General features: G+C 68.5%; 8 protein-coding genes. 5 read left to right on the top strand and 3 right to left on the bottom strand.

Going from position 1 to position 8,433, the window contains the following annotated elements; translation table 11 throughout:
* Nucleotides 1-515 (bottom strand): serine hydrolase (locus tag AC1DS3_RS31195; RefSeq protein WP_477128651.1); only part of this gene is annotated, 515 nt, incomplete at its 3' end.
* Between the two features lie 29 nt (nt 516-544).
* Nucleotides 545-1,366 (bottom strand): class D beta-lactamase, encoded by an 822-nt coding sequence (gene blaOXA / locus AC1DS3_RS31200; RefSeq protein WP_477128652.1) that lies wholly within the window; start codon nt 1,364-1,366, stop codon nt 545-547.
* 238 nt (nt 1,367-1,604) lie between these two features.
* Here blaOXA and AC1DS3_RS31205 point away from each other — a divergent pair, with 238 nt between their 5' ends.
* The 3 genes from AC1DS3_RS31205 (at nt 1,605) to AC1DS3_RS31215 (ending at nt 6,232) form a co-directional block, all read left to right on the top strand.
* A complete protein-coding gene (locus AC1DS3_RS31205; RefSeq protein WP_477109476.1) occupies nt 1,605-3,284 on the top strand; it encodes a hypothetical protein in 1,680 nt (559 codons plus the stop codon).
* A 117-nt stretch (nt 3,285-3,401) separates the two neighbouring features.
* Complete coding sequence (locus tag AC1DS3_RS31210; RefSeq protein ID WP_441639508.1) at nt 3,402-4,907, top strand: metallophosphoesterase family protein; 1,506 nt, start codon at nt 3,402-3,404, stop codon at nt 4,905-4,907.
* A gap of 8 nt (nt 4,908-4,915) precedes the next feature.
* Complete coding sequence (locus tag AC1DS3_RS31215) at nt 4,916-6,232, top strand: cytochrome-c peroxidase (protein ID WP_477128653.1); 1,317 nt, start codon at nt 4,916-4,918, stop codon at nt 6,230-6,232.
* Here the strand turns inward: AC1DS3_RS31215 and AC1DS3_RS31220 are convergent.
* Nucleotides 6,229-6,804 (bottom strand): hypothetical protein, encoded by a 576-nt coding sequence (locus tag AC1DS3_RS31220; RefSeq protein ID WP_441639471.1) that lies wholly within the window; start codon nt 6,802-6,804, stop codon nt 6,229-6,231. The two genes, AC1DS3_RS31215 and AC1DS3_RS31220, sit on opposite strands and share 4 nt — an antisense overlap.
* A 165-nt stretch (nt 6,805-6,969) precedes the next feature.
* Here AC1DS3_RS31220 and AC1DS3_RS31225 point away from each other — a divergent pair, with 165 nt between their 5' ends.
* Both AC1DS3_RS31225 and AC1DS3_RS31230 read left to right on the top strand, forming a co-directional pair.
* On the top strand, nt 6,970-7,485 hold the full coding sequence (locus AC1DS3_RS31225) for a pyridoxamine 5'-phosphate oxidase family protein (protein ID WP_441639472.1): 516 nt from the start codon (nt 6,970-6,972) through the stop codon (nt 7,483-7,485).
* Nucleotides 7,486-7,752: 267 nt separating this feature from the next.
* Nucleotides 7,753-8,433, top strand: a 681-nt coding sequence (locus AC1DS3_RS31230) for an MFS transporter (protein WP_477128654.1), incomplete at its 3' end; no start/stop codon positions are given.

Here is an 8,433-nt window from a genome sequence, read left to right on the forward strand (position 1 = left end):
TCCCAGCGGTCGAGCCGGAACTGGTCGTCGCCGATCGCACGGGCAAACGCGGTCACGGCGGCGGGGCCGCCAAGCAGCTTCATCAGCAGGTTGGCGGCCGTGTTGTCGCTGTACTGAAGGGCGGCCGCGCACAGTTCGGCTACCGTCATGCCGTCACCAACGTGCTTCTCGGTGATCGGCGAATAGGCAACCAGTTCGTCCTTCTTGTAGGCAATGCGCCGTTGCAGCAGCCCGTCCTGCGTTGCGCTGCGCTGCAGGACGGCGGACGCGGCGATCACCTTGAATGTGCTGCACAGCGCAAAGCGTTCGTTTGCGCGGTGACTGAGCCGCGCGCCGCTGGCGGTGTTCAGCGCGGCGATGCCAAGGCGCCCGCCTGCTGCGGATTCGAGCGCGGCCAGGCGGTCTTGCGCCGCGGCGCGCCCTTCGGTCCTGCCGGCCCACGGCGTACAGGCGGCGGCGAAGGGGGCCGTCGCGGCGGCGAGCAGCAGTGTGCGGCGAACGGGGCAATGTGTCATCGGTCCTTTCCTGTGATTGAGCGGCTGCATCAGAGCGATCCCAACAGTCCCGGCAACGCCTGCATGAAGGCATCGCGCGCGCGCAATCCTGCGCTGACAGGCTCCTTCTTCTCATCCTGGATCATGCGCGCAAAGACGACGTTCCGGCCGTCCTTCGCCGCCCAGCCGACAAACCATCCATAGCCGTGGCTCCAGTCCTCGGCGCCATTGGCCAGGCGCGGGGCGCCGGTGCCCGTCTTGCCGTAAACGGCCCATCCGTTTGGCAACTCGCCGAGCGCCATGATCCGGCTTGTCATGTCATAGGCATGCGCRGTCACGGGCAATTTGCGATTGACCACCTTTTGCAGGAAAGCGACCTGCTCCAGCGGCGAGATCTTCAGCGACGAGCTAAGCCACGAGTGCGTCAGCCCGTTGTGCTTGCCGGGGTCGCCGGAGACGTCGCCGTTGCCGTACTGGAACGCACGGATGTACCGCGCGAAGCGCGCCTGACCAAGCTGTTGCGTCAACTGCTGCGAGTACCACACGACCGAGGTCTTCATCCAGCTCTGCGGGTCCGTGGTGACGCGCTTGGCCGGGTTGCTCTCGCGATACGCCTCGCGATACGGCATGGCTGGCGCGTGCTCATCCGCCAGCAGTCCCGCGTCGAAGCCCATCAGGCTGAGCGKGACCTTGAATGTCGATGCCGCGGTCACGCGCTGGTCGCAGGTGCCCTCTTGTTTAAGCAGCTTGCCGCTACTGGCATCCGCCAGGACCGTGCACGTCAGCTCGGCACGGGCGGTTGAGAAAGACAGCGCCGCGCAAAGCGCGGCAAAAATGGCGATTGGCTTCAAGATGATCTCCGTGATTTCCATGAGCGCGATCGATTTGGCTGGCCAGGCCGGCGCACGAAGCGGAGCATAGGAGCGCGGCGGCATGACGCCAAGCCCGCTGGCTGTAACCTGCGTAACATGGCATCCTCAGCGCGCACGCTGATGGCACAATTCCCATACGTCCCGCTAGAAGGTGCCGCTAGGAGGTGCCGCTAGCGAGTGCCGCTAGCAAGTGCCGCCGCAAAGTCCCGTTTCAACGTCCCGCACACAACAGTCCCGCATGCGCCAGCCCGCCCTTGCCATCGAGCTATCCGCTCCCTACCTCGTCAACGGCGAGCCCGCACGCTACCAGAGCCTGTGGCTGCTCGCCGCCGTCTGCGCGGCCGCGCGCGACCGCGGGGGCAGCCTGCCGGCGGCGCATTTGCAAACCCGCTTCCCCGAGGCCGCCAATATCCGCATGATGGTCTCACGCGCCTTTGCCGACTTCGCACGCTGGGGCGTGCCGGTGGGCTGGGGACCGGACCGGGGCCGGGGCATCGCGGGCCTCAATCCGGCGCGCCGCAGCCGCGGGCCGTTCTGGATCGAACCGGCGGCGGGCAAGCGCGTGCGCTTCACCGTCGATGGCCGCAGCGCTGGCGATGCGGCATTGGCGCGCTTTGTGGGGCTGGGCACTGCCGCCGCGAAGCACGCCGCCCGCCAGGGGGACGAGGCCCACCCCGCGGTCGACTATGTGATGCGCGACATCAGCTACTGGAGCCACCTCACGCAAGCCATGCGCGGCATGCAGGACGGCGTGGGCGTTGCCGGCGTTGCGGGTGGTGGTGCCAGCAATGGGGTAGCGGACGCCCTGCGCGCCGCGCAGCGTTGCGCCACCGACGATTTCCAGCACGCCTTCGCGCTGCTCAAGGAGAGCCTGGCCTGGCGCCGCGGCGACGACCTTGCGCGCAGCCGCGCGGCGCTCCAGCGCTTTGATCGCATCGTGGGCACCGGCACCGTGGACACGGCCTTACCCACCTTCGCCGCCATGGCGCGCGTGGTGCGGGCCTGGGAGCGCTATGCGTGCAACCAGATGGAGGCGGCGCAGGCAGAACTGGAAGGCCTTGCCGCCGACCCGGCGCTGCAGCCCGTGGTGCGCTACAACCCGCGCGTGCGCTTCGAGACCCTTAACCTCGGGGCGCTGATCCACAAGACGGTGGCGATCCGCGACATGGCAACGCAGCCAGAGGCGGCGCGGCAAGCGGCCGAAGCGGCCGTGGCAGGCTTCTCCGGCGCCCTGCAGGCAGCCTATGAGGCGGACTCGGTGGATGCCGCGCAGCACGTGGCGGCCAACCTTGGCCTTTGCCTGTGGCTGTTCTGGAACCACGCGCTGATCGATCCCCGGCGCGCGTGGCCCGCGGGCCAGGTGCAGCGCCAGGCCGTGCGCTGGCTGGGCTTGTCGGAATGGATCTGCGACCGCTTTGGCGTGGGCGGCGGCTCGGCGTGGAACATCATCTTCCTGCTGCGCATTGCGCGCGGCAACTGCGCGCAGGACGGTGGCGGGGCGCTCAAGGCGTTTCGCGCGCAACAGCCGCTGCTGCTGGATGAAGCGGTGGACGCGCTGCGCCCCTTCCACGCGCCCTTTGCCCGGGCCAAGGGCTTTATCAGCTGGTCGTCGCTGGCCAGCTTTGCGCTCGACGAGCACGACACCGGCCACGTGCATTACGGCGCCCTGCCGCTCGCCAACCTGCTGCTGGAAGCGAGCTGGTTCCACGCCTTCGAGCATGGCGCCACGCCTGCCGCGTTTGCCACGGTGGAGCGCCTGGCCGGGCTGCTCGGCAAGCTGCGCCCGGCGGAGCGCCGCTTCTTCATCTCAGCCATCACCGCACTGCCACGCGAGCTGCAATTGGCCGCCACCGAAGCCATCCGGGCCGCACCACGCCCTGCCCGCAAGGCAAAAAACACGCCACGCCGGACAGGCTGACACATAACATTCATCGCGCCGAAACATCCCATCCGTATATTTCMGCCTCGCAATCAGGGATAACAGGGAGATATAAGAATGGATAACCACAGCACCAACCGGCAAGCCGGTCCCGCCATGCGCGTGGGCGCTTGCGCCATCCTCGCCATGCTGGCTGCGGCCGCCGTGCTGCACGGCTGCGGCAGCGACAGCACGGACGCGGCGCCAGCCGCCGCCGCGCCGGTCACGCTGTCCGGCGATGCAGCCAGCGCCAGCGCCAACATCCAGGCCGCGTGGGTCGAGATCGGCGACAGCAACCAGGCCATCGCTCGCGTCATCACCAACTATGCGGCGCCAACCGCCGCCGCAGGCAGCGCGTTGCCCTCGAACGCCCTTTGCCCGCTGCTGACGGTGGACGGCGTGCAGCAACGCATGGCGCTGCGGGTCGGCGCCGGCACGATGGCGCAGCGCACCACGGCCAGCGCCGCGGCTGACTCCAAACCGTCGGATTTCCCGGTCTCCGTATGCGAGGCCACGCTGCCGGCCGGCGCCGCCGCCGCCAGCGTGGCAGGCCAGACGCTGCCGCTGCCCAAGGCCCAGCCGCAACGCGTGCTGGTGCTGGCCGACACCGGCTGCCGCCTGAAGAAGGCGGATAACGCCTACCAGCCTTGCAGCGACGGCACCGCCTGGCCGTTTGCCGCGCTGGCCACCACCGCCGCCGGCATGAACCCGGACCTGGTGCTGCATATCGGCGACTACCACTACCGCGAAAACCTCTGCCCGCCCGACATCGCCGGCTGCCAGGGCACGCCGTGGGGCTATGGCTGGGATACGTGGCAGGCCGATCTCTTCAAGCCCGCCGCGGCACTGATGGCCAAGGCRCCGTGGGTGGTCGTGCGCGGCAACCATGAGGAATGCGCGCGTGCCGGCCAGGGCTGGTTCCGCTTCCTCGATCCGCGCCCGTACTCGGATGCGCGCTCCTGCAACGACCCCGCCAACGACAGCAACGCGAACTACTCGGATCCCTATGCCGTTGCGCTGGGTACCGGCTCGCAGGTCATCGTGTTCGACTCGGCCAAGGCCGGCAAGGCCGCCCTGCCGACCACTGACCCGCAGTTCATCGCCTACCAGAAGCAGTTCCAGACGGTGGGCTGGCTGGCAGCCAAGCCAGGCATGACCACAACCATATTCACCAACCACCATCCGATCCTGGCCTTTGCGCCGGTGGCGGGCAGCAACCCGGCGCCGGGCAACCTCGCCCTGCAGTCGGTCATGAGCAACGCCAACGCCCAGGCCTACTACCCGCCCGGCGTACAAGTGGCGCTGCACGGCCACGTGCATGACTTCCAGGCCATCAACTTTGCCTCCAGCCACCCGGCCACCATCGTGTCCGGCAACGGCGGCGACAACCTGGACGTAGCGCTGCCCGATCCGCTGCCGCCCGGCACGATTCCCGCGCCTGGCACCGTGATCGACAAGATCACGCACAGCGCAAGCTTTGGCTTCGTGATGATGGAGCGCAACGCGTCGCCCGCCTCCGGCTGGACCTTCAAGGCATACAGCGTGGCCGGCAAGCTGATGGCGACCTGCGTGCAAACCTCCAATACGCTGGCTTGCGACAAGACCGGCTTCCTGGCGCCGTGACCGGGGCCATGCGCGCCGCCAGCGCCGCCGTCGCCGCCATCTGCCTAGCGGCTGGCACCGGCGGCGCGGCGCTTGCCGCGCCCGCGCCGGGTGTGGTGCTGATGCCCGGCGCCCCGCCCGCCAGCGTGGTGGACACCATCGGCAAGGGCACGCCCAAGGTCGCCGCCAAGGTCGACCCCACCGCCGCCGTGTTCCGTCCCGATCCGGCGCTGGCCGCGCTGGGCAAGCGCATCTTCTTCGATGCGCGCCTGTCCGAGCCACGCGGCACGTCCTGCGCCGGCTGCCACGACCCCGCGCGCGCCTTCGCGCCGACACTATCGCCCGCGTCGCTGGCAGGCCCGCACGTGCCCCAGGGCAGCCGGCCCGGCCGCTTCAGCCTGCGCAACGCGCCCTCGCTGCTGTACGTGCGCTACATCCCGCGCCGGCACTTCTACCAGGACGACGACGCGCCTTACGCCTCGCCCTTCGGCGGCCTGTTCGCCGATGGCCGCGCCGATACGCTTGCCGAACAGGCGCGCGGCCCCTTGCTCGATCCCAACGAGATGAACAACGGCACGCCGGCCAGCCTGCTGCGCAAGGTCAAGGGGACAGAGCTGGCGCCCGCGCTGGCGGCGCGCTTCGGCCCCGCCGTGCAGACCGATCCCGAGCAAATGCTGCTGGCGCTCGGCAAGGCGCTGGAGGCCTACCTGCAGAGCGATGAGATGGCGCCGTTCAGCTCCCGCTTTGACGACTACCTGCGCCACCGCACGCCGCTGGCGCCGGCGCCAGCCCGCGGGCTGGCCTTGTTCAAGAACCMGGACAAGGGCAACTGCATGACCTGCCACACGCTCTCGGACACCGCCAGCCGGCCGGAGCGCTCGCTGTTCACGGATTTTGGCTATGACGCGATTGCCGTGCCCCGCAACCGGGCACTAGCCGCCAACCGCGACCCCAAGCGCTTCGACAATGGCCTGTGCGACACCGCCCGCCGCCTGCGCTGGCCCGAGCCGGAGCAATGGTGCGGGTATATCCGCGCGCCCGGCCTGCGCAATGTCGCGGTGCGCCAGAGCTTCATGCACAACGGCGTGTTCACCTCGCTGCGCGATGCCGTGGCCTTCTACAACACGCGCTCGACCGACCCGGGCAAGTGGTATCGCGGCGGCAAGACCTTCGATGACGTGCCGGCGGCGTATCGGGGCAATATCAATATCAACTCGACGCCGATGAACCGGCGCGCGGGCACCACGCCAGCCATGACCGAAGCGGAAATCGACGATCTCGTGGCGTTCCTGCGCACGCTGACCGATGCGCCCTATGTGGGCATCATGCCCGCCGCAAAGCCCTAAGGACCCCGCGCCGCACAGACGGCATCGGCCTCGAACCCGCGAAAGACCAGCTGCGTGGGATCCGGCTCAGGCTCGATCTCGCGGCCGTCCTTACCGGCCAGCCGAAGCACCTGCCCGGTGCAGCTCTTCGCCGCTGCGTTGCGCTGGTAGCGCAACTCGTACTGCCAGCCCGGCAGCGGCACAAAGGAAACCCCCACCGCGCACCGATAGGGCTGCTCGCCAGCGGCAACCGCCGCTGCCGTGAGGTAGATGCGCTGGCCAGCTACCAGCCACCGCTCGCGCGTGCGGCCGGGCGGCTCCGGCGATATCCCCACCATGGCCAGGTCGCGCTCCGCGCCCATCGCGGGCAACTGCTTGCCCGTGCCGCCCAGCAGGAGCGGCCTGGGCGGCTTCGGGCACCTGGTGGCGTCCACCACGCTGAAGGTCGTGTTGTCGTCCGTATTGGTCACCAGCCGGATGCGGGCGGCGGGCGTGCCGGTCTCGACCCGGTAGTGGGAGATGCAGCCGGACAGGGCAAGCGCCAGGATGCAGAGCGAACCGGGCGGGATGGCGGCTTTGCGGACTTTCGACATKGGGATGCAGGAAAGTTGGCCATCGGCAAAGCATACCTGCTTTGATTTCATGACGGTTGTCCCCAAGAGGCCAACCATATGGCCCATGGCACAATGGCCGAGAACGCGTGGCGGATAGCATCGCTGCGCGCATCCGGGCGCACCCGACAAACGCAACGGACCTCTATGCAAACGCCTTCCCTTGTCGATGCCTGGCCCACCATCCGCGCGCTGATCGAGCGCGGACAGCGATCCTCCCTTTACTGCGCCCTTGCCACCGTCGGCGCCGACGGCATGCCCACGGTCACGCCCATCGGCACCGTGTTCGCGCGCGCGGACCAGACGGCCTTCTTCTTCGACCGCTACACCAGCACGCTGGCCGCCAACCTTGCGCACAACGACCAGGTTTGCCTGATGGCCGTCGACTCTGGCAAAGGCTTCTGGTTTCGTTCGCTGCTGCGCGGCCGCTTTCACCAGCCGCCAGGAGTACGCCTCTATGGCACCGTCGGGCCGCTGCGCCCGGCAACGGCCGCAGAGCTTCAGTTGATCCAAGCCAGGGTAAAGGGGTCAGGCTGGCTCAAAGGGACCCGGCTGCTGTGGTCGAGCTTCACCCACGTGCGGGATATCCAGTTCTCTGCCTTCAGGCCAGTGGCCTACCCGGTCATGATGGAGGGGCTGTGGGAGACGGCGCGCAAGCCCTGACCTTGCCCGCCAGCCGAACCCAGCCTTTGCCATATCCAGATTGACAGCGCTTGCGCTCGGACTTACCCTCGGCCGGGTTATCCGATCGGCCCGCATATCCATATCACTTCACGGCTACGTGGCTTCACGGCTGCCCGGAGTGTGCCGATCAGGTCACGACAAAGAAGAAAACAATAACAACAATACAAAGACAGAGACCGTTCCACCGTGCCCCCTCGCCTGTCCGACCTCCGCCCCGTCCTGCCGATCCTCGTCGGCGCTTCCGTCATGCTGAGCCTGGCCATGGGCCTGCGCCAGAGCCTTGGTATCTTCATGCCCCCGCTGACCAGGGACATCGGCATCTCGGTGTCGGATTTCACGATTGCGATCGCGGTGCAGAACCTGGCCTGGGGACTGCTCCAGCCCATGGCCGGCGCCTGGGCCACGCGGGTGGGGTTCCGGCCGTTGATGATGAGCGGCTCACTGCTCTATGTGCTGGGGCTGGCGCTGCTGGCCACGGCGCACGGCATCGCAGGCGTGACGCTCGGCGCGGGCGTGGCGATCGGCGCATCGATGGCTTGCACGGGCAGCGCCATTGCCATGGCGGTGGCCGCGCGGCCGGTGCCGGCGGCGTTGCGCAGCGCCGTGCTTGGCATTGTGTCCGGCGCCGGCTCGCTCGGGGCGCTGGTGGCGGCGCCGATCGGGCAGGTGGTGGCGCAGTCGTTCGGCTGGCGCGTGGGGCTGGCGGCCTTTATCCTGCTTGCGCTGGTGATGCTGCCGGCCGCGTGGTACGCGGGCAAGGTGGATCGCCTGCCGCTGCCCACTTTGCCCGGCGCGGTGCAGCAGAATGCGCGCGAGGCGCTTGGCACGGCCCTGCGGAACAAGGCGTTCCTGGTGATGGGCGCCGCGTATTTCGTGTGCGGCATGCAGCTGGTCTTCCTCACCACGCACCTGCCTTCGTATCTCGAC

It is taken from the genome of Cupriavidus sp. 01L46 (assembly GCF_056399905.1).

What these genes read in the sequence shown, in the direction of transcription:
- AC1DS3_RS31205 (WP_477109476.1), top strand. Translation starts at nt 1,605, where the DNA reads ATGCGCCAGCCCGCCCTTGCCATCGAGCTATCCGCTCCCTACCTCGTC.
- AC1DS3_RS31220 (WP_441639471.1), bottom strand. Translation starts at nt 6,804, where the DNA reads ATGTCGAAAGTCCGCAAAGCCGCCATCCCGCCCGGTTCGCTCTGCATC.
- AC1DS3_RS31225 (WP_441639472.1), top strand. Translation starts at nt 6,970, where the DNA reads ATGCAAACGCCTTCCCTTGTCGATGCCTGGCCCACCATCCGCGCGCTG.